Origin of the sequence: Salibaculum griseiflavum, from assembly GCF_003129565.1 — a bacterium.
Classification (GTDB): Bacteria; Pseudomonadota; Alphaproteobacteria; order Rhodobacterales; family Rhodobacteraceae; genus Salibaculum; species Salibaculum griseiflavum.
The window spans coordinates 1-23,134 of record NZ_QETF01000027.1; the positions used below are offsets into that span (position 1 = coordinate 1).

19 protein-coding genes, 1 tRNA gene and 1 pseudogene are annotated in these 23,134 nt (G+C 63.0%); 16 read left to right on the top strand and 5 right to left on the bottom strand.

From position 1 onward, the window contains the following. Window positions 1–149 precede the first annotated feature (149 nt). Entirely contained in the window at window positions 150–686 is a 537-nt protein-coding gene (locus DFK10_RS15675; RefSeq protein ID WP_217810185.1) for a hypothetical protein, read from the top strand. 347 nt (window positions 687–1,033) lie between these two features. On the opposite strand, the gene DFK10_RS15680 is transcribed toward DFK10_RS15675, so the two are convergent. Further along, window positions 1,034–2,239 (bottom strand): tyrosine-type recombinase/integrase, encoded by a 1,206-nt coding sequence (locus DFK10_RS15680; RefSeq protein WP_217810186.1) that lies wholly within the window; start codon window positions 2,237–2,239, stop codon window positions 1,034–1,036. Window positions 2,240–2,336: 97 nt separating this feature from the next. Here DFK10_RS15680 and DFK10_RS15685 point away from each other — a divergent pair. Then, a tRNA-Leu gene (locus DFK10_RS15685) sits at window positions 2,337–2,422 on the top strand. A gap of 145 nt (window positions 2,423–2,567) precedes the next feature. Here DFK10_RS15685 and DFK10_RS15690 read toward each other — a convergent pair. Continuing rightward, entirely contained in the window at window positions 2,568–3,365 is a 798-nt protein-coding gene (locus DFK10_RS15690; RefSeq protein WP_109389980.1) for a lytic murein transglycosylase, read from the bottom strand. 128 nt (window positions 3,366–3,493) lie between these two features. On the opposite strand from DFK10_RS15690, the gene DFK10_RS16555 reads away from it, so the two are divergent. Then, on the top strand, window positions 3,494–3,658 hold the full coding sequence (locus DFK10_RS16555) for a hypothetical protein (protein ID WP_217810187.1): 165 nt from the start codon (window positions 3,494–3,496) through the stop codon (window positions 3,656–3,658). Between the two features lie 6 nt (window positions 3,659–3,664). On the opposite strand, the gene metG is transcribed toward DFK10_RS16555, so the two are convergent. The 3 genes from metG to DFK10_RS15705 form a co-directional block, all read right to left on the bottom strand. Then, window positions 3,665–5,377, bottom strand: coding sequence for a methionine--tRNA ligase (gene metG / locus DFK10_RS15695; RefSeq protein ID WP_109389981.1), 1,713 nt, complete (start codon window positions 5,375–5,377; stop codon window positions 3,665–3,667). A gap of 77 nt (window positions 5,378–5,454) precedes the next feature. Next, entirely contained in the window at window positions 5,455–6,678 is a 1,224-nt protein-coding gene (locus DFK10_RS15700; protein ID WP_109389982.1) for an MFS transporter, read from the bottom strand. A 39-nt stretch (window positions 6,679–6,717) separates the two neighbouring features. After that, a complete protein-coding gene (locus DFK10_RS15705; RefSeq protein WP_109389983.1) occupies window positions 6,718–7,134 on the bottom strand; it encodes a hypothetical protein in 417 nt (138 codons plus the stop codon). 87 nt (window positions 7,135–7,221) lie between these two features. Between DFK10_RS15705 and DFK10_RS15710 the strand changes: the two genes are divergently transcribed. From DFK10_RS15710 to DFK10_RS15770, 13 genes and pseudogenes are all read left to right on the top strand, one after another. After that, the gene (locus DFK10_RS15710) at window positions 7,222–8,265 is read left to right on the top strand and encodes an aldo/keto reductase (protein ID WP_109389984.1); all 1,044 of its coding nucleotides are present in this window, start codon (window positions 7,222–7,224) and stop codon (window positions 8,263–8,265) included. A gap of 413 nt (window positions 8,266–8,678) precedes the next feature. After that, window positions 8,679–9,533 carry an IclR family transcriptional regulator gene (locus tag DFK10_RS15715; RefSeq protein WP_109389985.1) on the top strand — a complete coding sequence of 285 codons (855 nt, stop codon included), beginning with the start codon at window positions 8,679–8,681 and terminating at the stop codon, window positions 9,531–9,533. 31 nt (window positions 9,534–9,564) lie between these two features. Next, window positions 9,565–10,728 carry a zinc-dependent alcohol dehydrogenase gene (locus tag DFK10_RS15720; protein ID WP_109389986.1) on the top strand — a complete coding sequence of 388 codons (1,164 nt, stop codon included), beginning with the start codon at window positions 9,565–9,567 and terminating at the stop codon, window positions 10,726–10,728. A gap of 23 nt (window positions 10,729–10,751) precedes the next feature. Next, window positions 10,752–11,672 carry an FAD binding domain-containing protein gene (locus DFK10_RS15725; RefSeq protein ID WP_109389987.1) on the top strand — a complete coding sequence of 307 codons (921 nt, stop codon included), beginning with the start codon at window positions 10,752–10,754 and terminating at the stop codon, window positions 11,670–11,672. Further along, a complete protein-coding gene (locus DFK10_RS16705) occupies window positions 11,665–13,551 on the top strand; it encodes a molybdopterin-dependent oxidoreductase (protein ID WP_109389988.1) in 1,887 nt (628 codons plus the stop codon). Before DFK10_RS15725 ends, DFK10_RS16705 begins: the two co-directional genes overlap by 8 nt. Beyond that, the gene (locus DFK10_RS16710; protein ID WP_109389989.1) at window positions 13,551–14,615 is read left to right on the top strand and encodes a xanthine dehydrogenase family protein molybdopterin-binding subunit; all 1,065 of its coding nucleotides are present in this window, start codon (window positions 13,551–13,553) and stop codon (window positions 14,613–14,615) included. The genes DFK10_RS16705 and DFK10_RS16710 overlap by 1 nt, the downstream gene beginning before the upstream one ends. A gap of 40 nt (window positions 14,616–14,655) precedes the next feature. Further along, window positions 14,656–15,621 (top strand): Bug family tripartite tricarboxylate transporter substrate binding protein, encoded by a 966-nt coding sequence (locus tag DFK10_RS15740; protein ID WP_217810188.1) that lies wholly within the window; start codon window positions 14,656–14,658, stop codon window positions 15,619–15,621. A gap of 20 nt (window positions 15,622–15,641) precedes the next feature. Next, the gene (locus tag DFK10_RS15745) at window positions 15,642–16,139 is read left to right on the top strand and encodes a tripartite tricarboxylate transporter TctB family protein (protein ID WP_109389990.1); all 498 of its coding nucleotides are present in this window, start codon (window positions 15,642–15,644) and stop codon (window positions 16,137–16,139) included. Window positions 16,140–16,143: 4 nt separating this feature from the next. Beyond that, on the top strand, window positions 16,144–17,658 hold the full coding sequence (locus tag DFK10_RS15750) for a tripartite tricarboxylate transporter permease (protein WP_109389991.1): 1,515 nt from the start codon (window positions 16,144–16,146) through the stop codon (window positions 17,656–17,658). 10 nt (window positions 17,659–17,668) lie between these two features. Further along, window positions 17,669–19,543, top strand: coding sequence for a thiamine pyrophosphate-dependent enzyme (locus DFK10_RS15755; RefSeq protein ID WP_109389995.1), 1,875 nt, complete (start codon window positions 17,669–17,671; stop codon window positions 19,541–19,543). Window positions 19,544–19,554: 11 nt separating this feature from the next. Next, complete coding sequence (locus DFK10_RS15760; protein WP_109389992.1) at window positions 19,555–20,997, top strand: NAD-dependent succinate-semialdehyde dehydrogenase; 1,443 nt, start codon at window positions 19,555–19,557, stop codon at window positions 20,995–20,997. Between the two features lie 6 nt (window positions 20,998–21,003). Beyond that, on the top strand, window positions 21,004–22,746 hold the full coding sequence (locus DFK10_RS15765; protein ID WP_109389993.1) for a dihydroxy-acid dehydratase: 1,743 nt from the start codon (window positions 21,004–21,006) through the stop codon (window positions 22,744–22,746). Beyond that, window positions 22,743–23,134 (top strand): annotated as a pseudogene (locus DFK10_RS15770) (Re/Si-specific NAD(P)(+) transhydrogenase subunit alpha); the annotation flags it as partial. The gene DFK10_RS15765 and the pseudogene DFK10_RS15770, both read left to right, overlap by 4 nt.

Consider the following 23,134-nt stretch of genomic DNA (forward strand, 5'->3'; position numbering starts at 1 on the left):
GGGAAGAAGGGCTCAAGACGCGCCATCTGCGCCTCCGTCAGCCAGAAAAGATCAGACATGGTCACCGCTCGTTTTTCGAACCGTGAATCACGCCGAAATGCGGAAATCAATGGGTCCTGACCCTAGAGATCGAAGCAAGCAACGCTCGGTTGGCGTGTTACGATGCGGTTTTCAACTACCAGCAACCAGAGGATAAGGCAGATTCTGAAGCCGCTGAATCCACCGAGACAATTGAAGGGGAGAACCTTAGTGGCAACAGTTGGGTTCTAGTCGAACAGGAAGACGGATTCACTGAAGCTGACATCTCCTATGTGTACCTTGAAAGTGCGCAAGCTGGCACAGGCATGCAGAACCTCGATGCTCTACTAATTCGTTGCAATGGTGAAGGGGGTACAGAAATTTTGATAGTCTCTTCAGGCTTCCTTGGAAATGACCGTCTGAGAGTTCGGTACAGATTTGATGATAATGAGCCAATCTCCGAACGTTGGTCTCCTTCCACTGATGGTCAGGCGGCATTTCTGCCAAGCGGCTACCGTGATTTCCGTAGCGGTCTAACTTCGTCTGATGGTGTTCTGATAGAAGTGGAAGCGTTCAACGGGGCGCGTCACCAAGGGGAGTTCGATGGCCTGCGCAACAATACAGAAGATCGCGACTTTGTACTGTCTGGCTGCAAGAGCGACAGCTGACCTTTGAGTAGTAAGTAGTTTCTAAGCACAAACACTTCTCCACAGCACAAAACAGGCGAGCTACCCCCGAAATTCGAACACTAACGTAAGCTACGATTTGCAGTCTGCTAATCTTCGATAAGAAGGAGATCAGGGATTTTGAAACGCAAGCAGCATGTTCCCGAGTTCAAGGCCAATGTCGCGTTTGAAGCCCTTACGCGGATGCTAAAGAGGGAGTGCAGGTAACTTTTGCGCCGCTGGAAACGCTGCTGTTGGTGCTACCGTCGTCTCGCTGTACTCAGGTAAAGCATGTACCCAACTCCAACTCGGCCCCTTATCGTCCCCTCGGTAGGGGGTCTTTTCTTTCCTTATATCTCGGGTTCTTGATACGGTTCCCAGTCTTTGGGCATCGGTCTAACCTCGTCAAGGTCGCCATCGTTATACTGGTAGTAGCTGTGCTGCGTCTGAAGGTCAGTATACATGCGGGACAAGAGCCAAGACTTATTTCGTGTTCTGCCTCGATAGTGCCTGCCAGTGACCGACCCCGCTGCATGGTTCAGCGCGATCCCAATCTCTGCCTCGGAGTAGCCTAATAGCTGAAGGTCCGCTGAAAATGTCCGTCTTAGGTCATGGATTGTCCAGTCGTCGTGGAACTTCACTCGTTGCTTGAATTTGTCGAAGGCTGTCCTGAGGGAGTGGGTCGTGTATCCGAATACGCGCTGCTCATCTTCGCCTCTTTCCCCAGCCAACGTCTTTAATATGCCGGTGAGGGGTATCACGTGGGGTTGATGGTTCTTTGGTTGACGGATACGCGCGTGGCCACCGTAGATGTCTGCCCATGTCAGATTTAGAACTTCCGAGCGCCTCAGCCCTGTAAGCATGTAGAACAATAGAATGCGTGTAACAGGTGGTTTGAAAGTCGCGTGTTCCTGCCAGACAATATGGATCTCCCTTGGCGTCAAAGCTCTTTCACGTGCTACTAAGGGCGCCTTCAAGCCTTTGTCTGAGATGACCTTGCAAGGGTTCGGGGCTATACCATGAAAGGCAAGAGTGGATGACAGGTTGCGAAAAATCTTATCTACATAGGCCCCCGAGTATCTGCCCAGCAGTTCGTTATACCGTTTGGCTATCATCCCTCTAGAGAGTTGCTTTGTGGGTAGGTCTCTCCAGTCTGACAGGGCATTATTAAAAGTCTTTTTGTAGTCGGAAGTGGTCGAGGGTCGCATAGAATGCTGCTTGGCCTTCAGGTGGCTCTCTAGGGCTGCTCCGAGTGTGTCTGGTAGGGGTTCGTCCTCTTGGTCGCTAAAGCGTATATCCTTGCCTCTCTTGGCCTCTAGCAGGTGCTTACGGGCTTCCTGTCGTGCGTCCTCAAGGGGTAGGTGATCTACAGAGCCAAGTTGCTTCCTTATGACTTTGTTCAGGCCACGGATGCGGGTTTCTACAAAATAACTGGCCTTGCCTTTGGCTGTGACTGCTATCCCAAAGCCTGTGAGGTCCTTATCGCGTATGAAGTGGCGCTTTCCTGTTGCTTCGATACTTGCAAGTGTCCGCTGGGTTATCTTAGTAGGGCTCAAGCTCAAATCCTCTGTGTCTGTCTGGTAGACGTTTGGTAGACGCAATATGCTGACTTGGTAGACGCAGGACAAGGATCAGAGCCCTGTTTAGTTTGGGGCCCGCGTGGTGGAATGGTAGACACAGGGGACTTAAAATCCCTAGGCCGGAAGGCCGTGCCGGTTCAAGTCCGGCCGCGGGTACCACATTGAGCGCTTCCGCGCGCTTTTCATTCTGAAATCCGAAAGGCGACACGTTCACCGGGCGTTTCGCGAGCTGTGCCGGCGCGGGGGCGCAGCCCCCGTCGGACCGAGAGCCGACTCCCCCGCGGTTTTTTCGACCCAATGAAGCCTAGCCGTCGATCCGCAGGGCCGAGAGCGCGATGGCCTGCTGGTAGACCGTGGCCGCGTTCCATTCGTTCAGGACGCGGAAATTGTGGCTGCCTTCCTGGTAGGGCGCGCCCGGGCGCCAGCCCTTCTGGCGCAGGAAATTCGCGGTCGAGGCCAGCGCATCCGAGACCGAGTAGAGGTCGATCCGGCCATTTGCATCGGCATCGACGCCGTAGCGCAGGGCGTTGCCGGGAAGGAATTGCGTATGGCCCAGTTCGCCATGGGCGGCGCCGCGCTGGTCGGGGGCCAGCATGCCGCGATCGACCATTTGCAGGGCGGCGATGGCGTGGGGCGTAAAGAAATCCGAGCGCCGGCAGTCATAGGCCACGGTGGTGATGCTGTCGATGACCGGGGTATTGCCCATGGTGCGACCAAAGCCCGTTTCCATGCCGTGGATGGCAAGGATGATTCCGGCCGGAACGCCATAGACCTGTTCGAGCGAGGCGTAGTATTGCGGTGCGCGGGCTTTGACGCGGCGGGCCTGGGCGGCAAAGTTGTCCAGGCTGCCAAGGCGGATGCGGATGAAATCATCCAGCTCGTAGCGCACGCCGGTCTGGTTGCGATCGGCGTTGATCGTGGATTGGGAATAGCGTGCATCGGCCAGAGCCCGCAGGCCGGACGCCCCGACACCGAGGGCCGCGGCCTCTTGCGCGAATTGCTGTTTCCACCGTTCGAATCCGCTGGAATCGTTGCCGCATGTCGCGGCCGTCGCGGCGGGTGCAGTCACGATGGCAAGGGCTGCGATGGTCTGACGTAGCATGGCGATCTCCGTCCTGGGCTGAATACTGAATTCAAGGCTAGCACGACCTTTGCAGGCCTCAAAGCCATGGCCGGGCGATTTGACATTCGTGATGACGCGCTAGCGTTTTGGGGGGAAAGGAGGTCAAGATGACCGCACCGAATACCAATGTCGAGAAGCAGGCCAAGCGCCATCGTGGCCCGCTCTTCGGGATCATCGCCGCGATTATCGTGGCACTCTTTGCGGCCTATTTCTTTACCGGTGCCGACGAGGTCGCCGAGGAGGATGCGGCCAGCGCCACGGCACCCGAGTAGCGCGGGTCAGTCCCGCGTGCCCGCGAAGCGTGCCTGCCAATCGTCGCGCTGGTCGTCTGTGATCTTGGAGAACAGGTTCTCGGGCACCGTGAAGCCGTGCCCCGCAGGAAGTGCGGACATGGCGGCGGCCACGTCATCGGGCCATGTTGCGTCTTGGGTTTGCATGGCCTTCAGCAGCTTGTCGGACGCTTCGGGAATAAACGGGGCGGACAGGATGGCGTAGAGGCGGATAAGGTTCAGGGCCAGGCGGATCTGCATGGCCGCCTTGTCGGGGTCTTCCTTGAAGGTCGCCCAAGGGGCCGCCGCTTGCAGATACTCATTGCCGGCAGCCCAGATCGCGCGGAGCTCGGTCGCGGCCTTGCGAACCTCGATGGCATCCATGTTGGTCTCGTAGGTGCGCACGCGGCGGGTCAGCTCTTCTATCAGGGCTTTTTCCTCGGCGCCCATCTCGCCACCGGCGGGCACCTCTTCGCCGAATTTCGAGCGGCAGAACTTGGTGACGCGGCTCACGAAATTGCCCAGTACGTCGGCGAGGTCCTTGTTGACGCCGGACTGGAAGCTCTCCCAGGTGAATTCACTGTCCGAGGTCTCGGGCGCGTGGCTGAGCAGCCACCAGCGCCAGTAATCGGCGGGCAGGATTTGCAGGGCCTGGTCCATGAACACACCGCGCCCGCGCGAGGTGCTGAACTGGCCGCCATCGTAGTTGAGGTAGTTGAAAGACTTGATGTAGTCGACCAGCTTCCACGGCTCGCCCGAGCCGAGGATGGTGGCCGGGAAGCTGAGCGTGTGGAACGGCACGTTATCCTTGCCCATGAACTGGGTGTAGGTCACGTCTTCGGCGCCCTTGTCGGTGCGCCACCAGCGTTCCCAATCGTCGCCCTTGCCCGCCTCGACCCATTCCTGCCCGCAGGCGATATATTCGATGGGCGCATCGAACCAGACGTAGAAGACCTTGCCTTCCATACCGGGCCAGGGCTCGTCCCCGCGCTGCACCGGGATGCCCCAGTCAAGGTCGCGGGTGATGCCGCGATCCTGCAACCCGTCGCCGTCGTTCAGCCATTTCTTGGCGATCGAGGTGGTCAGGACGGGCCAGCCCTCGCGGGTGTCGATCCATTCCTCCAGCTGGTCCTTCATCTTCGACTGGCACAGGTAGAGGTGCTTGGTCTCGCGCATTTCCAGGTCGGTCGAACCGGAGATGGTCGAATGCGGGTTGATCAGGTCGACCGGGTCCAGCTGCTTGGTGCAGTTGTCGCACTGGTCGCCGCGGGCGGAGTCGAAGCCGCAATTGGGGCAGGTGCCCTCGATATAGCGGTCGGGCAGGAAGCGGCCATCGGCCTTGGAATACATCTGGGTCTCGCTGACCTCGCGGATCAGGCCGGCCTCGTCCAGCTTCTTGGCGAAATGCTGGGTCAGGCGATGGTTGGCCTTGGAGGACGACCGCCCGAAATGGTCGAAGGACAGGCCGAAGCCTTCGGCGATGTCCGACTGGACCTGCCACATCTCGGCGCAATACTCGGCCACGGGTTTGCCCGCCTTGGCCGCGGCCAGTTCGGCAGGGGTGCCATGTTCGTCGGTGGCGCAGAGGAAGAGGACCTCGTTGCCGCGACCACGCTGGTAGCGGGCGAACAGGTCGGCGGGCAACTGGCTGCCCACGAGATTGCCGAGATGCTTGATCCCGTTGATATAGGGGATCGCCGAGGTGATGAGGTGCCGGGCCATTGGTCTGCCTGTTGTTTGGTGTCCGGGCCCGTTTAATCGCTCTGGCCGTGAAGGACCAGAGGGGCGGGCCTGCGGAGTCACTTCTCGCGGCTGCGGCCGAGCAGTTGTCCGATTGTGAAGGATGTGCGGGGCGACCAGACGTAGCGGGTGCGATCTTCCGGTGCGCCACGCACGCGCATACGGGCCATGCCGAACACGATCAGTATGATGTGTCCGGCCGAGACGAAATAGAACATCGCGGAAGGGCCGAAGGCCTCGATCAGGACAGAGCTGGTCCACGGGGCGGCGATGGCCCCGAGCGCGTAAAAGAACATCAGTGCCGCGGACAATTCCACGCGCTGTTCGGAACTGGCGTAGTCGTGGGCATGGGCGGCGGCCACGGAATAGACCGGAAAGGTCGTGAAGCCGAACAGGGCGGCCGAGAGCAGCACCACCGTGTTCCCAAGAGCCGAGGCCGCTATCGTGATGAGGCAGGATGCGACCGCCGCGACCGACAGCCAGATCAACACCCAGCGTCGGTCGAACTTGTCGGCCAGCCAGCCGGTCGGATATTGCGCCAGCGCGCCGCCGGCGACAAAGGCCGCCAGGAAAAAACCGATCTGGTCGGCGTCCAGTCCGACCTCTTGCCCGTAAATCGGGCCGACCATGCGGAACGAGGCCCCCGACAAGGCCGCCACGAGGACACCGGCCACGGCCAGGGGCGACATGGCCCAGGCTAGGCCGGGGCGCAGCCGCGTCGCCTTGGGTGTTTCCGGTTGTGGCACCCGGGTCAGGGCCAGCGGCAACAGAGAGGCCACGCAAAGCATCGTCAGAAGCGTATAGGCGACATAGGTCTGCAGATCGGCCAAGGCCCCGATCATCAACTGCGCGACAAGGCTGCCGCCCATGTCGACAACGCGGTAGATGCCCATGGTCCGGCCCCGGGTCTGGTTCGTGACCTTGGCCTGCAACCACGCCTCGATCACCGTGTAGCAGCCCGCGATACAGATGCCCGACCCGATGCGAAGCACCGCCCAGGCCAGCGGGTCCTGGATCAGAACGTGCCCGGCCAGACCGATCGCCCCCATGGCCGTCAGCACTGCGAAGGCGCGTGAATGGCCCACATTGCCCATCAGGCGTGGCGCCCACCAGCAGCCGATGAAGAACCCGACGAAATGGGCCGAGCCCAGAAAGCCGACCTCGGCACGGGTGAACCCGGCCTCCAGACCGGCCAAGGCGTCGAGCGGGCCGACCCCGCCCGAGGAAAGCTGCAAAAGCAGCGCCGACATCAGCAACGCGGCAAAGGAAAGCATCATGCGCATGGGTTAAGCCTTGGCCGAGGTGGCACCGGATGCTTGCCGCTATTCGACATCTTCTGTCGCAGACGTATCGGCACATCGGGTCCGCGGGGCGACGCGCAGGGTCATGCGCCCGGACAGACGGCGTTCGCTGACCGCGATGCAGACCGGTTCGCCGGGCGTTGGATGGACAAGACGCGACCCCATGCGCGCCATGCGGGGCTGGCCGTCAAGCTCGACCCGCAAGACAGGCGTCGCCCCGTCATCGCTGGGCAGCACCGTGGTCGGCCCCGCGGTCAACAGCAGGTGGCGCACCGACCGGGGCTTATCGAGCAGCGCGAGGGTGAAAATCACAACGAAGAGGGCCAGCGTCGCGGCGGCAGCCCAAAGTCCGCGCGAACGCAGTCTCTGCCGCCAGAGTTCCCGCGTCAGCCGGTCGGCTGCGATGGGCCGGTCCTTGGGATCGTTGTCCTTGTCCATGAGCGGTCGTGACCTGAGGGGAATGGGGTTGTTACCGTTATCAGGCACGCTATCCTCGCCGCCTGAGAATGAACAGGGGGACAGGACATGAACAGGCTTGAACTTGGGCGCACGGGGATCGAGGTCAGCGATTGGTGCCTGGGCACGATGACCTTCGGCACCCAAACGCCCGAGGCGGATGCGTTCGCCCAGATGGACATGGCGCTGGAGGCGGGGATCGATTTTTTCGACACCGCCGAGATGTATCCGGTGAACCCCGTTCGTCCCGAAACGGTCGGCACCTGCGAGGAGCTGATCGGGCGCTGGTTCGCGGCCGGCGGGAAGCGCGACCGCGTTGTGCTGGCCACCAAGGCGGGCGGCGACAGCCAGATGATCCGCGACGGCGAGGGCTATGGGCCGGACAATATCGAGACGCTGATCGACGCGTCGCTGCGCCGTTTGGGCACGGATTATATCGACCTTTACCAGTTGCACTGGCCGATGCGCGGCTCCTACATGTTCCGCCAGAACTGGACCTATGATCCCTCGGGTCAGGATCGGCAGCGGACGGTGGATCACATGGCCGGCGTGCTGGAGGCGCTGGGCCGCGCCCAAAAGGCGGGCAAGATCCGCGCCTTCGGCATGTCCAACGAAAGCGCCTGGGGCTGCACCCGCTGGATCGATGTTGCCGAACAGGTCGGCGGCCCGCGTCTGGCCAGCGTTCAGAACGAATATTCCCTGCTCTGCCGGCTCTACGATACCGACATGGCGGAAATGGCGGTGAACGAGGACGTGACGCTGCTGTCCTTCTCACCGCTGGCTGCAGGGTTGCTGACCGGGAAATACCAGGGCGATGTCGTGCCGGTGGGGTCGCGCCGGGAAGCCGGCAGCCGCGATCTTGGCGGGCGCATGACCGACCGGGTTCTGCCGGCGGTGCAGGCCTATCTCGACGTGGCCGCTAAATACGGGCTGGACCCGGTGCACGTGGCCATGGCGTGGCAGCGGACCCGACCGTTCCCGATATCGGCCATCTTCGGCGCGACCACGAAGGCTCAACTGTCGCATCTGCTGGCGGGGGATACCGTCAAGCTTTCGGACGAAGTGCTGACCGATATCGACGCCGCTCACCGTTCGCATCCGATGCCATACTGATCGGAACAGCTCGGGTTTCGGCCGGGCGGACCGATTGGCCGCCAGGCGCATCCGTTAGGAATAGTCCTCAAGAACACGTGTCAATCCGTCCGGCACGAGGCCTTGGCCGAGGGTGCTTCGGCCAAGGCAGGCCGTAGGGCAACAGGATGGTGTTGCCTGCCGAAAGGCACGATCGGCAGGCGCCCCTGAAAGCCATGCCGTTTGTCGCAAACCTGCGATTTCAAGGACCTTCCACTGCGCTTCGCTGCTTTCCGCCGGGGCCGCATCCTCCCCAAAGGACGCGGTTCGAGCGTTCGGGAAGCGTCACGGCAAATGATTTATTTTGATAATATCAAATAACAGTCGACCATTCCAAATTACCTTGCAAGAATCGATCCCCATACTGATGCTTCGTCAACAGGGAGAGATCGAACATGACGCCAAGCAAGTCCGACAGACAGGGACGCGACAGCACGCCGGAGGCGAAGGTTGTCAAGTTCGACCAGGTGCCCGAAGAGATCGGCGGTCGCACCATCCAGTCCGTTGAGCGGGCCCTCAATGTTCTCGAGATCGTGGCAGAGGAACGCGGCGGCGTGACCGTCTCGGAAATCTCCGAGCGGTTGGGGCTGAACATTTCGACCTGCCATCACCTGATCACCACATTGGTCAAAAAGGGTTTCGTGACTCATCTGGGCCGAGTGAAAGGCTATGCGCTTGGGCCGCGCCTGGGTGAGCTTGTGGAGATTTCCGAGGGCGAACGTGACCCCGATGTCCTCCTTGCTGACGAGTTGAAAGCGCTTGGGCAGCGGCTGGGCCACGGTGTGCAATTCGCCCAACTCAGCGACACATCTTTGATGACCAAGCTGAGTTTCGCCAGCCCCGACAATGACGTGGCCGAGGCCAGCGAGGTCGAAAAGATGACCGCGCTTCACGCCACCGCCACCGGCAAGGCGATCCTCGCCTGGATCCCCGATACCGAACTGGTGCGCATCATATCGGCCAATGGCCTGTCGTCCTACACGCCCAAGACCATCACCACCCTGTCGGGCCTGGTCGAGGAATTGCGGCTTGTCCGGCGGCTCAAATACTCCGTCGATGACGAGGAATTCCGCGAGGGCATCGTCTGCATCGGCGCAACCATTCGGGAAGGCGCCGGGGCGGTGCTGGGATCGATTTCGGTCACTGCCCCCGCCGACCGCGCCACCGAGGAATACCGCGGCTACCTGATCAAGGAAATGATCAGCGCGGCCAACGCGTTCTCCAACAAGCTGCGCAACCTGAAAACCTGAGCATTCAACCAATCGACAAGGAGACCGACACATGTCCATGCCCGATAACGTAACCACCAGCGACACCCATCCCGTCCCCGAGACGATGAAGGCCTGGGTCCTGGGCGATCCCGGCGAACTGACCCTGTCCGAAAAGCCGGTGCCGGTGCCCGGCAAGGCCGAGGTGCTGGTGCGCATCGACGCCGTGGCGATCTGCGCCACCGACCTGGAGATCATCCATCACGGCCCGCCGGCCCAGATCGAGGGCGGCGACCCGTTCAACAAGAACTTCACCCCGGGCCATGAATACATGGGCACCGTCGTCGCCCTCGGGCCGGGTGTCGATGAATACGAGATCGGCGAGCGCGTGACCGTCGAGATCCATGCCGGCTGTGGCCAGTGCAAGCGCTGCCGCCAGGGCATGTACACGTCCTGCCACAACTACGGCAAAAACTATGGCGACGTGGACAAGGGCCACCGCGCCAACGGCTTCACCACCGATGGCGGCTTTGCCGAATACGCCGTCAACAACATCAACACGCTGATCCATGTCGATGACTCCATGTCCGACGAAGAGGCCACGCTGGTCGTGACCGCCGGCACGGCGATGTATGGCCTGACCGAGCTGGGCGGCCTGGTCGCCGGCGAAAGTGTCGTCGTCACCGGCCCCGGCCCGATCGGCCTGCTGGGTGCCGCGGTAGCCAAGGCGCTGGGCGCGCAGCCCGTCATCCTGACCGGCACCCGCGACAACCGCCTTGAGATCGGCAAGCAGCTGGGCGCCGACCACGTGATCAACGTGCGCAACGAGGACGTGGTCGAAAAGGTCCGCGAACTGACCGGTGGCAAGGGTGTCGATTACGTCGTGGAATGCGCCGGTGCGCCCAACGGTCTGAACGAAGCCGCGCAGATGGTGAACCGCGGCGGCAAGATCTGCCTGGCCGCCTTCCCAGGTAACAGCCCCGAGGTCGATGTCGCGTATCTGGTGCGCAACAACATCTACCTCTACGGCATCCGCGGCGAGGGTAAGACCGCCACGCACCGCGCCGAGGCCTTCATGCGCCAGAAGCGGTTCGACGCAACCCTGATCCACACCCACACTTTCGAGATGGGCGACCTGAAAGAGGCCCTGCGCTACGCCAAGGACCGGGTCGAAGATGCGATCAAGGTGGTCGTCAAGAACCCACACGCCGCCTCGAGCAAGGTCGCGGCCGAGTAACGCCGAAACACAGGAGACAAGCCATGCTGACCTATGACGCGTATCACATGCCGACGAGCCTGGAAGAGGCGCTGACCTTGTGGGCCAATGCCGCCGAGGGAAGCAGGCTGGTCTCCGGTGCGACGGACATTCTGCCCTGGGCCCGCGAGGGCCGGGCAGGGGATGTGCATCTGCCTGAAATGGTGGATGTCACCCGAATTCCGGACCTTGATGGCTATGCTTTCGAAAAGGGCCGCATCCGGCTGGGCGCCAACACCGTCTACCAGGATTTCCTGACCGACGTGACCCTGATGCGCAGCCTGCCCTGCATGCCCTACTGTGCGATCTGGTTCGCCGACGACCAGATCCGTGAACAGGCCTCCTTGGCCGGAAACCTTGTCAACGCGTCTCCGGTCGCGGATGGCACGCCTGCCGTCGTGGCGCTCAATGGCGAGATCGAGCTGGCACGGCTCGACGGCGGGCAAATCGTGCGGCGCCGGGTCCCGGTGGTGGATTTCATCACCGGCCCGGGCCGCACCCAGATTGCCGAGGACGAGATCGCCACGGCGGTGATCGTCGATGCCTGCAACGGCTTCGGCGGTTCGTTCCAGAAAGTTGGACAGCGCCGGTCGCTGGTGATCTCGGTGGCCTGCTGTGCCGCCCTGGTCAAGACCGACCGCGACGGCCGCGTCTTCGAGGATGTTCGCCTTTCTCTGGGCGGCGTCGGGCCGAGCCCGATCCGCATGATCGAGGCCGAAAACACCCTGCGCGGCGAACGCATCTCGCATGGCCTGATCGAGCAGGTCGCGCAGACGGCGGCCGACCGTGTCGGGTCGCGCAGCCGCCAGGACTACCGCCGCGAGGTGGTGGTGAACTTCATCCGCGCCGCGCTTGAGGATGCCCTCGCCGACCAGCCGGATATCGACGTGAAATTCGAAGATCAGGAGGAGCAGATCAATGCCTAAGCTGAGGATCGAAGCCGAAGTCAACGGCCGCAAGGTCGACCGTGAAACCGAACCGCACAAGCGCTTGCTGGATTTCCTGCGGGACGATCTGAACCTCACCGGCACCAAGGAAGGGTGCGGCGCAGGCGAATGCGGCACCTGTTCCGTCTTCGTGGATGGCAAGCTGGTCAAGTCCTGCCTGATGCCCGCTGGCAAGGCCAATGGCGCCAAGATCGAAACCATCGAGGGCCTGGCCAAGCCGGGTGACCTGACGCCGGTGCAGCGTGCCTTTCACAAGACCGGCGCCAGCCAGTGTGGCTATTGCATCCCCGGCATGGTCATGGCGGCGACCTCTGCGCTGCGGGAAAATCCCCAGGCGGATATCGAGGAGATCAAGGAACGCCTGGGCGGCAATATCTGCCGCTGCACCGGCTACACGAAGATTTTCGAGGCGGTCGAGATCGCCAAGGGCGTGATCGCCGGCACGGTGCCGGAAACCGCGCTCGAGGAAGACATGGTCGATGACAGCTTCATCGGGGCCAATGTGCGTCGTCTGGATGCGCCCTCGAAGGTCTCGGGCCGTCTGAAATACGCCGCCGACATGAAGCTGCCGGACATGTTGCAGATGCAGGTGCTGCGTTCGCCCCATGCCCATGCCCGTATCCTGTCGATCGACACCAGCGAGGCCGAGGCGATGGACGGCGTGGCCTGCGTGATCACCGCCCAGGACGTGCCGGGAACCGACGGGTTCGGTGTCTTCGTCCATGACCAGCCGATCATGGCCCGCGACAAGGTCCGCCATGTGGGCGAGGCCGTGGCGGCCGTGGCCGCCGAAGACCTCGTGACCGCACGCCGCGCCCTGTCGAAGATCAAGGTGGAATACGAAGAACTTCCGGGCCTTTTCGATCCGGGCGAGGCGATGGCCCCCGGCGCACCGGTGATCCACGATTACGCACAGGACAACCTGATCAAGCACATCCCGGTGCGCAAGGGCGACGTGGCCGCGGGCTTTGCCGAGGCCGACCTGATCCTCGAGGACGATTTCTCGACCCAGCAGGTCGAACACGCCTATCTCGAACCGGAGGCCGGCGTTGCCTATGTCGATCCCGATGACGTGGTCGTGGTGATCTCGCCGTCGCAGAACATCTCGCATCACCGGCACATGCTGGCCGAGATCATCGCCAAGCCGATCAACAAGGTGCGTTTCATCATGAGCCCGGTCGGCGGCGGATTCGGCGGCAAGGAGGACATGATCTACCAGGGCATGCTGGCGCTGGCGGCGATGAAGACCCATCGCCCTGTGCAGCTGAACTTCACCCGCGAGGAAAGCCTGATCGCTTCGGCCAAGCGGCACCCGTCGCGCGTGCATTACCGCATGGGCCTGAAATGGGATGGCCGGATCACCGCGATCGAGTTCGACATGCTCTCCGATGGCGGCGCCTTCGGCATGTCCAGCGAGGGCGTCATGCGCAAGGCCGCGATCCTGTCCTGCGGGCCCTACGAAGTGCACAACCTCAAGGTCGATACCCGCGTGGTCTATACCAACAACACGCCCTCGGGCGCGTTCCGGACATTCGGCGGCATGCAGGCGCAATTCGCGACCGAAAGCATGATGGACATGGCTGCCGAAGCGCTCGACATGGACCCGTTCGAGATCCGCCGGGTCAACATGATGAAGGTCGGCGCCAAGACTCACACGCAGCAGACGCTCGAAACCGCCTCGCTCGACCGGGTCCTGGACGCGGCCGAACAGGCCTCGCGCTGGGAAAAGGGCGCACCCCGGGTGCGCGGTGCGACCCGCAAGGATCTGAACGGCCCCGATACGCGGCAGCCCTGCACCTTGGGCGCGCGGATCAAGAAGGCTTCCAAGGACAGCGATGAATCGGAAAGGGTTGCATGATGACCAACAGGATGAAGCGTGGCCGCGGCATGGCGGCGAGTTGGTATGGCATCGCGCGGACCGCGACCATCGACCGGGCCGGTGCCTGGGCGGAACTGGATGACGGCGGCACCGGCAAGGTGGTCACCGGCGTCACGGAGATCGGCGAAGGCATCCTGACGGTGCTGGCGCAGGTCGCGGCCGAGGAAATGGGCATTCGTCCCGAGGACGTGACCATCGGTGATAACGACACCTCGCGCGCCCCCGAGGCGGCCCATGCCGGTGCGACCCGGCAGACCTACATGATCGGCAATTCGGTGGCCCTTGCCGCCCGCGAGGCGCGCAACGCGCTGTTCGAGGAGATCGCCGATCACTGGGACGTGCCGGTCGAGAGCCTGCGCGCCTTCAACGGCGAGCTCTGGGCCGAGGACACGAACCTGCGGATGACGATGGAAGATGCCGTCGCCACCTGCAAGGGGCGCGGTGTTGTGCCGGTGGGATCGGCCTCGTTCACGGCCCACGGCACCGGGCTGGACCCGGTCGATGGCTCCGGCAGCCCCTGGCAGGCCTATGTCTTCGGCACCCAGGTGGCCGAGGTCGAGGTGGATACCTGGACCGGCGAGGTGCAGGTGCTGGGCATCTGGGCCGCCCATGACGTGGGCCGTGCCATCAACCCCCGCGGTGTCGAAGGCCAGATCGAGGGCGGTGTCGTGCAGGGCCTCGGACAGGCCCTGATGGAGGAATACACCACCGAGAAGGGCCATGCGATCACCCATGGCTTCGCCAAGTATATCCTGCCGACCTCGTTGGATATTCCCCAGATCAACTGTTCGATCGTCGAAGACCCGGATCCCAAGAGCCCGCTCAGGGCAAAGGGCATCGGCGAACCGGCCCTTGTGCCGACCGCCCCGGCGATCATGAACGCGATCTATGACGCCATCGGCGTCCGGATCAAATCTCTTCCGGCGACCCCGGAAAAGATCCTCGAAGCGTTGCGAAACCATGTTCCGGGGAGGGAACAGATCGCACAGTCGGCCCGGTTGGAGCGCGCCGAAGCCGCAAGACATCAAAGCGCCAAAGCCTGATCCCACGCGGGATCCGGTAACAATTCCAAGGGAGGAAGACATGAAACTCAAGACAAGTATCAAGAGTGGGCTGACAGCGGCCCTGACTGCCGGGCTGATGGCCTTCGGCGGGGCCGCCAAGGCCGAGTATCCCGAAAAGCCTGTGGAAATGACCATTCTGTTCGGTGGCACGGCCAATACCATCGCGCAGCTGCTCTCCGAGCTGATGACCGAAGAGCTGGGCCAGCCCGTTGTGCCCGTGAGCCGCACCGGTGGCGGCGGGGCCGTAGGCTATTCGCACGTGGTCGCGACCGCGCCGGATGGTTACAACGTCGTGTGGAATTCGAACTCCATCAGCACGGCGCATCATACTGGCCGCGTGCCCTTCGATCATTCCGCCTTCACGCCGATCGCGCGCGTCTCGACCGAGATCCCGGCTCTGGCCGTCAACAGCGAAACCGGCTGGGACAGCCTGGACGACCTGAAGGCGGCAGTGGAAGCGACCGATGGGCGCTTCAATGTGGGCATCTCGGGCAAGGGTTCGTTCACGCACCTGACGTCGGCGGCGCTGTTCGATGCGATGGGCGTCGGGGACAAGGTTGCCTATATCTCCTACGGGCAGGGCAACGCGCCGGTCGAGCTTCTGGCCGGCCGCATCGACGCGGCCATCCAGTGGCCGGGGCAGTTCGTGTCCTACGTCGAGTCCGGGGATCTGAACGTCATCGCCGTGACCGGCGAGGAACGGGTCGACATCCTGCCGGACGTGCCGACTGCCCAGGAACAGGGCGTCGATGTCAACATCTCGATGTGGCGTGGCCTGGCGGCGCCCGCTGGCACGCCCGACGACGTAGTCGCCACTCTGCAGGCAGCGGCCGAGGCCGCGGTCGCCAGCGATGACTTCCAGAACGCGGCAGGCAATGTCGGCTTCGCGCCGGCCTTCCTGGATGCCGAGGCCTTCGGCGCCCTGATCGAACGCGACGACGCGTTCTATGGCGACCTGCTGCAACAGCTGGGCATGGCCCAGTAATCGGGAAAAGGATCGAAAAGATGACCAACCGAGTCCAGGATATCATCGTCGCAACGGTGCTTCTGCTGCTTGGGGCGATATGGACCTGGTTGGTCATCGACACGATCCGGCCCGGCTTCGGCGACGGTGATATCGGCGCCCGTGCCTTCCCGATGGTCTTCGGCATACTCCTGATGGTGTTTTCGGGAGTGCTGTTGGCCAGTAAACTCCCCCGGTCCGACCGCGACGAAAATCTCTTCGTGGGGGATATGGAAATCCCCAAGTCATCGCGCCTGGATTGGCTGCCTGCCTTGTTGGTCCTCGGACAGATTTGTCTCTACGGGTTCCTTCTCGAAAAGATCGGTTTCGTTCTGGCCACGCCGATCGTGGTTCTGCTGGCCATGGTGGTCAGCCTGCGGGAACGCTCTGCGGTCAAGCTGCTCGGCATGTCGCTGGGCCTGACCGTCGGTAGCTGGCTTCTCTTCGAAAAGGTTCTTGGAATTTACCTGGCCAACGGCACCTGGCTCAACCTGGGATAGGAACATGGATCTCTTTCTTGACGCACTTGCCCTTGTCCTGACGCCCATGGCGATCGCATCGATCGGCCTGGGGGCGCTGGTCGGACTGATCTTCGGGTCGATTCCCGGTCTGACCTTCACGGTCGCCCTGGCCCTTGCCCTGCCGATCACCTTCGGCATGGATCCGGTGCCCGCCATCGGCCTGTTGCTGGGCACGTATATCGGCGGCATGACAGGCGGATCGGTCTCGGCGATCCTGCTTGGGATACCCGGAACACCCTCGGCCGCCGCGACTGTGCTGGACGGCCACCAGATGACCAAACAGGGCGAGGCGTCGATCGCGCTGGGCACCGCGGTGATCGTATCGGTCTTCGGCGGGCTGTTCAGTCTGCTGGTCATGATCGTCTCGGTCGACCTGGTGTCGCGACTGGCCATCGGGTTCGGTCCCGCGGAACTCTTCGCGCTCGTTCTCTTCGGCATGTCGACCATCTGCGGGCTGTGCGGCGACTCCCTGATCAAGGGTCTGATTTCTGGCGTGCTGGGCCTGATGATCATGACCGTCGGGATCGACGCCATTGACGGCGTTCCGCGGATGACATTCGGCAGCATCAACCTGCTGCAGGGGGTCAACCTGCTGGTCGCTATGATCGGCCTGTTCGCCGTGCCTTTCATCATCGAGGCATTTTCGCAGAAGGGGGAACGCGATATCCAGGCGCAGCGCGTGGCGAAAGTGCGTGCCGAGCTGCCCTCTCTGAAAATGCTCTTCGGCAAGATTTCCCTGATCCTGCGCTGCTCGGCCCTGGGCACGGGTATCGGCGCCATTCCCGGCACCGGCGGCGCCATCGCGTCCTTCCTCGCCTATGACCATGCAAAGCGGTTCTCCAAGAAGCCGCAGAGCTTCGGCAAGGGCAACATGGAAGGTGTCATCGCCCCAGAGGCCGCGAACAACGCGGTGACCGGCGGCACGCTGATCCCGCTGCTGTCGCTTGGTATTCCCGGTGACCCGGCCACGGCCATCGTGCTGGCGGGTCTGATGATCCACGGTATCCAGCCCGGCCCGGCGCTGTTCATGAACAATGCCGGTGAGGTCTATGGCATGTATGTCGCCGTGGCGCTGGCCTACCTGTGGGTGCTGGCCCTGCAACTCATGGGCATCCGCATCTTCGTGCATGTCCTCAAGATCCCGCGCGAGATGCTGGCGGTCGCGGTCCTGGTCCTGTGTGCCATCGGCGCCTACTCGATCCGCAACAGCGCCTTCGACATCTATGCCATGGGGGCCATCGGCCTTCTGGCCTACGTGCTGGTCGCCGTCCGCGTGCCGATCACGCCCATCATCCTGGGCATGGTGCTTGGCCCGACCCTCGAGAACGAATTCCGCACGGCGATGATGCTGTCGGGCGGCAGCTTCGACATCTTCCTGAACTCGCCCACTGTGCTTGTGTTCTTCGCCCTGGCGGCGGGCGTGATCGGGTTGCAGGTCGTTGCGGAACTTAAGCTGAGAAAGAAAACCAAAGAAAAGATCGAGATGACAGATGCTTGACGAGAACCAAATGCCCGACGAAGCGGAAAAGCAAATCCGGAAAAGAGCGATCAGACTGGCCGTCAAGAGCGTCGACGAGGCCCTGACCGGCGATGCCGGTGACGGCATCGAGGAACTGACCCTGTCGGAAGCACTGGTCGTGGGACTGATGAAGCAGGGCGTGCGGCGCTACTACGCGATCTTCGGCCACGGCTCGACGGATCTGGGCGAGGTGCTGCGCATCTACCACGAGGAAGGCGCCGTCGAGGTCATCAACTGCCGCAACGAGGTTGAAATGGCCCATGCGGCCACGGCACATGCCTGGGTCTATGGCGAAACCCCGGCGGTTGTGACGTCGATCGGGCCGGGCGGGCTTCAGGCCATGGCGGGGTCGCTGGCCGCAGCTTCGAACGGCGTGGGCGTCTACCACATCTACGGGGACGAGACCACGCAGGGCGAAGGCTACAACATGCAGCAGGTGCCCAAGCCCGAACAGGGCGTTTTCGGCAAGGTGACTGCGCTTATGGGGCAATCCTACACGCTGCACACGCCGGGCGCGCTGCGCGAATGCCTGCGCCGTGGCACCTCCTGCGTGCACCACCCCTACAAGGCCGGACCGTTCTTCATCATGCTGCCGATCAACACCCAGCCGCAGCGCACAAAGGTGAACATCGCCACCTTGCCCGCGCGTCAGGCGCTGCCGCCGGTTGCGCCGGCGCGCTCCGACGATCTGCAGGCGGCTGTCGAGTTCCTGCGGACCCACAAGCGCATCGTCATCAAGGCGGGTGGCGGCACGCGGGCGCATTACAAGGCGGTCCGCGCCCTTGTCTGCCGGATCGGCGCGCCGGTCGTGCTGTCGCCCGGGTCGACCGGGGTGATGATGGATGCCCATGCGCAGAACATGCATGTGGGTGGCTCCAAGGGGTCGATTTCCGGCAATTACGCGATGCAGAACGCCGATGCGCTGATCGTCATCGGCAGCCGCGCGGTCTGCCAGGCGGATTGCTCCGGCGTCGGTTATCCGAAGGTCGAGGCCGTGCTGAATATCAACGGCGATTTCGACGACCTGACCCATTACGCTAACACGATCGGCCTGCCCGGCGACGTCACCGCGGTGATCGACCTGCTGTTGGCCGAACTGGGTGACGATACGGGCATCGAAATGCGCAAGGACTGGGGGCGCGACTGCGCCGCGAAGAAGGACGAATGGACGGCCTTCAAGGCCAAGCGCATCCATGCCGCGCCCATCGAGGACGAGGTCTGGCAACGCCCCGTGCTGACCCAGCCTGCGGCGATCCATACCGTTGCGTCCTTCGCCAACGAGATCGGGGCGATCAAGTTCTTCGATGCCGGCGACGTGCAGGCAAACGGGTTCCAGATCGTCGAGGATGACCAGCCCGGCCAGACCTATACGGAAACCGGGGCGTCCTTCATGGGGTTCTCGGGCTCGGCGCTGCTTGGCGGGGCGGGCGTTCGCGACGCGAAATACGGCATCGCCTTCACCGGGGACGGGTCGTTCATGATGAACCCGCAGATCCTGATCGACGCCGTGGAACACGGGGTGCGGGGCATGGTCGCCCTGTTCGACAACCGCCGCATGGCCGCGATCACCGGGCTGCAATACGACCAGTATGGCCGCGAGTTCAAAACCAATGACGGTGTTGCCGTGGACTACGCCGCGATGGCGGCGTCGGTCACGGGCGTCAAGGCGGTCTTCGGCGGGCATTCACGCGAGGACCTCGAAGCGGCGCTGGCCGAGGCCCATGCCCATGACGGGCTCTCGCTGGTGCATATCCCGGTCTATTCCGGGCGCGACCCGATCGCCGGTATGGGGGCCTACGGCTCCTGGAACGTGGGCAACTGGGTCGAGGACGTCCAGGGCGAATACCTCAAGGCAAAGATATAAGGGAGGCAGGCATGTATCAGGATATCAATCTCTTCATCCGCGGAGAGTGGACACCCGCCTCCGACAAGGCGACGAAGACCGTCACCGATCCGGCGACAGAAGAGGTTCTGGGAACCATCGCCGCCGCCACCGAGGCGGATATCGACGCCGCGCTGGACGCCGCGCAGGCGGGCTTCGAAATCTGGCGCAAGACCGGCACCTGGGACCGAGCCGCGAAGATCCGCAAGGTCGCGGACCTGATCCGCGAGCGCCAGGCCCAGATCGCCGAGCTGATGTCGATGGAAACCGGAAAACCGCTGGCGGAATCCATGGGCGAAACCGCCGCGGCCGCGGACCAGTTCGAATGGTATTCGGAGGAAAGCAAGCGGATCTACGGCCAGGTGATCGGAAGCCGCACGACCGACAGCCGCATGCTGGTGATCCACCAACCCGTCGGCGTGGTCGCCGCCTTTTCGGCCTGGAATTTCCCGGCGCTGCTGCCGGCGCGCAAGATCGCCCCGGCCATTGCCGCCGGCTGCGCGATCATCATCAAGCCGGCGGGGGAAACCCCGGCCAGCTGCGCCGCCCTTGTTCAGGCCTGCCACGATGCGGGCATTCCGCCCGGCGTCGTCAACTTCCTCACCGGCAGCTCCAACCAGATCGCCACCCAGCTCATCCGCTCGCCCATCGTGCGCAAGGTCAGCGTCACCGGCTCTGTGCCCGTGGGCAAGCAGATCCTGTCGCTGGCCGCCGAAGGGGTCAAGAAAGTGTCGATGGAACTGGGCGGGCATGGCCCCGTGCTGGTCTTCGACGATTTCGATGCCCGCCAGGCTGCGGATATCTGTGCGCCGACCAAGTTTCGCAATTGTGGTCAGGTCTGCATCTCGCCCACGCGCTTCTACGTGCACGAGAACAGCTACGAGGCCTTTGCCGAACGCTTTGCCGAAATCGCCAAGTCGCTCAAGGTCGGGCGCGGGCTTGATGAAGGCGTGCAGGTCGGCCCGATGGCCAATCAACGGGGCCTGGAAAACATCCAGCGCATGACCGAGGACGCGCTGGATCGAGGGGCCGAATTGCTGGCCGGGGGCAAGCCGCCCGCCGGGTTCAACAAGGGATACTTCGTGGAACCCACCGTGTTGGGCCGGGTCCCCGATGACGCGCTGGTCATGACCGAGGAACCCTTCGGCCCCATCGCCCCGATCACCACCTTCACCGACTATGACGAGGTGATAGAGCGCGCCAATTCGCTGCCCTTCGGGCTGGCCGGCTACATCTTCTCGAATGACCTGAGCCGCGTGACCCGGGCCTATGAAGACCTGGAGCTGGGCATGGTCGGTGTCAACGAGATGCTTCTGGCCACCGCCGAGGCCCCCTTCGGCGGCGTCAAGGAAAGCGGCATGGGCCGCGAGGGCGGGTCGCTGGGCATCCATGACTACCTCGACCCGAAATACGTCAAGATGAAACTCGCGGGATAAGCCGACATGACAGATGAAAAAGAACAGGGCTTCGCACGGGGCCTGACCAATTACGGCGACCGGGATTTCTCGGTCTATCTGCGGCGGTCCTTTGCCGCCTCGATGGGCTATTCGCAGGACGTTCTGAAAAAGCCCATCGTCGGCATCGCCAACAGCTTTTCGGGCTTCAACAGCTGCCACCGGCATTTCCTCGAGCTTCTGGAAGCGGTCAAGCGCGGGGTTCTTCTTGGGGGCGGACTGCCGGTGGAATTTCCCACCATCTCGCTGGGCGAGGTCTATCTCAGCCCCACGAGCCTGAAGTTCCGCAACCTGATGTCCATGGACACCGAGGAAATGATCCGCGCCCAGCCGATGGATGCGGTGGTGCTGATGGGCGGATGCGACAAGACCGTTCCGGCGCAGCTGATGGGCGCGGCGTCGGCCGACCTTCCGGCGGTGCAGCTGGTGGCCGGCCCGATGATGACCTCGCGCCACGGCGAGGAACGCCTCGGCGCCTGCACCGATTGCCGCCGGTTCTGGGGCAAGTATCGTGCGGGCGAGGTCTCGGATGACGAGATCAACCATATCGAGGGACGGCTTGCCACCACGTCAGGCACCTGCGCGGTGATGGGCACGGCCTCGACCATGGCCTGCATCGCCGAAACGCTCGGGTTCTCCCTGCCCGGCACGGCGGCGATCCCGGCGGTCAACGCGGACCGCCTGCGCGCGGGCGAGGCCTCGGGCCTTGCCGCGGCACGCATGATCACCGACCCGATCAAGCCCAGCCAGCTGCTCACCGAGAAATCGGTGGAAAACGCCCTGCGCGTCCTGCTGGCCCTTGGCGGCTCGACCAACGCCATCATCCACCTGACCGCCATCGCCGGGCGCATGGGTATCAAGGTCTCGCTGGAACGGATGAACGAATTGTCCGACACCACGCCGGTTCTGGTGAACCTCAAGCCCGTCGGGTCCGCCTACATGGAGGATTTCTTCTTTGCCGGCGGCATGGGCGCGGTGCTGCGCGAACTCAAGCCGCTCCTGCATCTCGACACGCTGTCGGTCTCGGGCGAAACCCTGGGCGACCGCCTTGAAGAAGACCCCGGCTATGTTGATCGCCGGATCATCGCCAGGGCCGAAGAGCCGCTGGAACCCCAGGGCGGACTGGTCGCGTTGTTCGGCAACCTGGCGCCGCGCGGGGCGATCCTGAAACGCTCGGCGGCCGATGAACGCCTGTTCGAGAAAGAGGGCCGCGCGGTGGTCTTCACTTCGCTCGCCGATCTCGCGGCCCGCGTCGACGACCCCGATCTCGACATCACCGAGGACAATTTCATGGTCCTTCAGAATGCCGGGCCGAAAAGCGCGTCAGGCATGCCCGAGGCGGGCTACCTGCCGATCCCGCGCAAGCTCAGTTCCAAGGGCGTCAAGGACATGGTGCGGATCTCGGATGCGCGCATGTCGGGCACCGCCTTCGGCACCATCGTGCTGCATGTCACGCCGGAAAGCTCCACCGGCGGCGTGCTTGGGCTGGTCCGCGACGGCGACCGTATCCGTCTCTCGGTCAAGGAGAAGCGCATCGAGCTGCTGGTCGACGAGGCCGAACTGGACCGCCGCCGCGCCGAGTGGGTCTCGGAGAACGAGCCTGCCGAGATGCGGCGCGGCTATGACCGGCTCTATGCCGAACAGGTGCTTCAGGCCGACGAGGGCTGTGATTTTGCGATCCTGCAACCGAATGGCCGCACAGGGGCCGAAAAAGGGGAAGACAAGGGATGAAGATCGGGACACCAACGGAAATACTCGATGGTGAAGCGCGGGTGGCAATGACGCCGGACAGCGCGGTTCAACTGCAGAAACTGGGCTACGAGTGCCTGATCCAGTCCGGGGCCGGCGCCAAGGCCGACTTCGCCGATGCGGATTACGAAGCGGCGGGTGTGACCGTCGTGAAAACCGCCAAGGCGCTGTGGCAAGAGGCGGATATCATCGCGAAGGTTCGCGTGCCCACGACCGAGGAACTCAACCGGCTCGATGCCGACAAGACCCTTATTTCCTTCTTCAACCCTGGCGGGAACGAGGAGGGTTTGGAGCTGGCGCGGTCGAAGGGTGCGAGTGTTATCGCGATGGAGATGGTTCCCCGGATCAGCCGTGCGCAGAAGATGGATGC

Bases quoted from the DNA above. Each gene is read 5' to 3' on its own strand.
- DFK10_RS15690 (WP_109389980.1), bottom strand. From the start codon at position 3,365: ATGCTACGTCAGACCATCGCAGCCCTTGCCATCGTGACTGCACCCGCC.
- DFK10_RS16555 (WP_217810187.1), top strand. From the start codon at position 3,494: ATGACCGCACCGAATACCAATGTCGAGAAGCAGGCCAAGCGCCATCGT.
- metG (WP_109389981.1), bottom strand. From the start codon at position 5,377: ATGGCCCGGCACCTCATCACCTCGGCGATCCCCTATATCAACGGGATC.
- DFK10_RS15700 (WP_109389982.1), bottom strand. From the start codon at position 6,678: ATGCGCATGATGCTTTCCTTTGCCGCGTTGCTGATGTCGGCGCTGCTT.
- DFK10_RS15705 (WP_109389983.1), bottom strand. From the start codon at position 7,134: ATGGACAAGGACAACGATCCCAAGGACCGGCCCATCGCAGCCGACCGG.
- DFK10_RS15710 (WP_109389984.1), top strand. From the start codon at position 7,222: ATGAACAGGCTTGAACTTGGGCGCACGGGGATCGAGGTCAGCGATTGG.
- DFK10_RS15715 (WP_109389985.1), top strand. From the start codon at position 8,679: ATGACGCCAAGCAAGTCCGACAGACAGGGACGCGACAGCACGCCGGAG.
- DFK10_RS15720 (WP_109389986.1), top strand. From the start codon at position 9,565: ATGTCCATGCCCGATAACGTAACCACCAGCGACACCCATCCCGTCCCC.
- DFK10_RS15725 (WP_109389987.1), top strand. From the start codon at position 10,752: ATGCTGACCTATGACGCGTATCACATGCCGACGAGCCTGGAAGAGGCG.
- DFK10_RS16705 (WP_109389988.1), top strand. From the start codon at position 11,665: ATGCCTAAGCTGAGGATCGAAGCCGAAGTCAACGGCCGCAAGGTCGAC.
- DFK10_RS16710 (WP_109389989.1), top strand. From the start codon at position 13,551: ATGACCAACAGGATGAAGCGTGGCCGCGGCATGGCGGCGAGTTGGTAT.
- DFK10_RS15740 (WP_217810188.1), top strand. From the start codon at position 14,656: ATGAAACTCAAGACAAGTATCAAGAGTGGGCTGACAGCGGCCCTGACT.
- DFK10_RS15745 (WP_109389990.1), top strand. From the start codon at position 15,642: ATGACCAACCGAGTCCAGGATATCATCGTCGCAACGGTGCTTCTGCTG.
- DFK10_RS15750 (WP_109389991.1), top strand. From the start codon at position 16,144: ATGGATCTCTTTCTTGACGCACTTGCCCTTGTCCTGACGCCCATGGCG.
- DFK10_RS15755 (WP_109389995.1), top strand. From the start codon at position 17,669: ATGCCCGACGAAGCGGAAAAGCAAATCCGGAAAAGAGCGATCAGACTG.
- DFK10_RS15760 (WP_109389992.1), top strand. From the start codon at position 19,555: ATGTATCAGGATATCAATCTCTTCATCCGCGGAGAGTGGACACCCGCC.
- DFK10_RS15765 (WP_109389993.1), top strand. From the start codon at position 21,004: ATGACAGATGAAAAAGAACAGGGCTTCGCACGGGGCCTGACCAATTAC.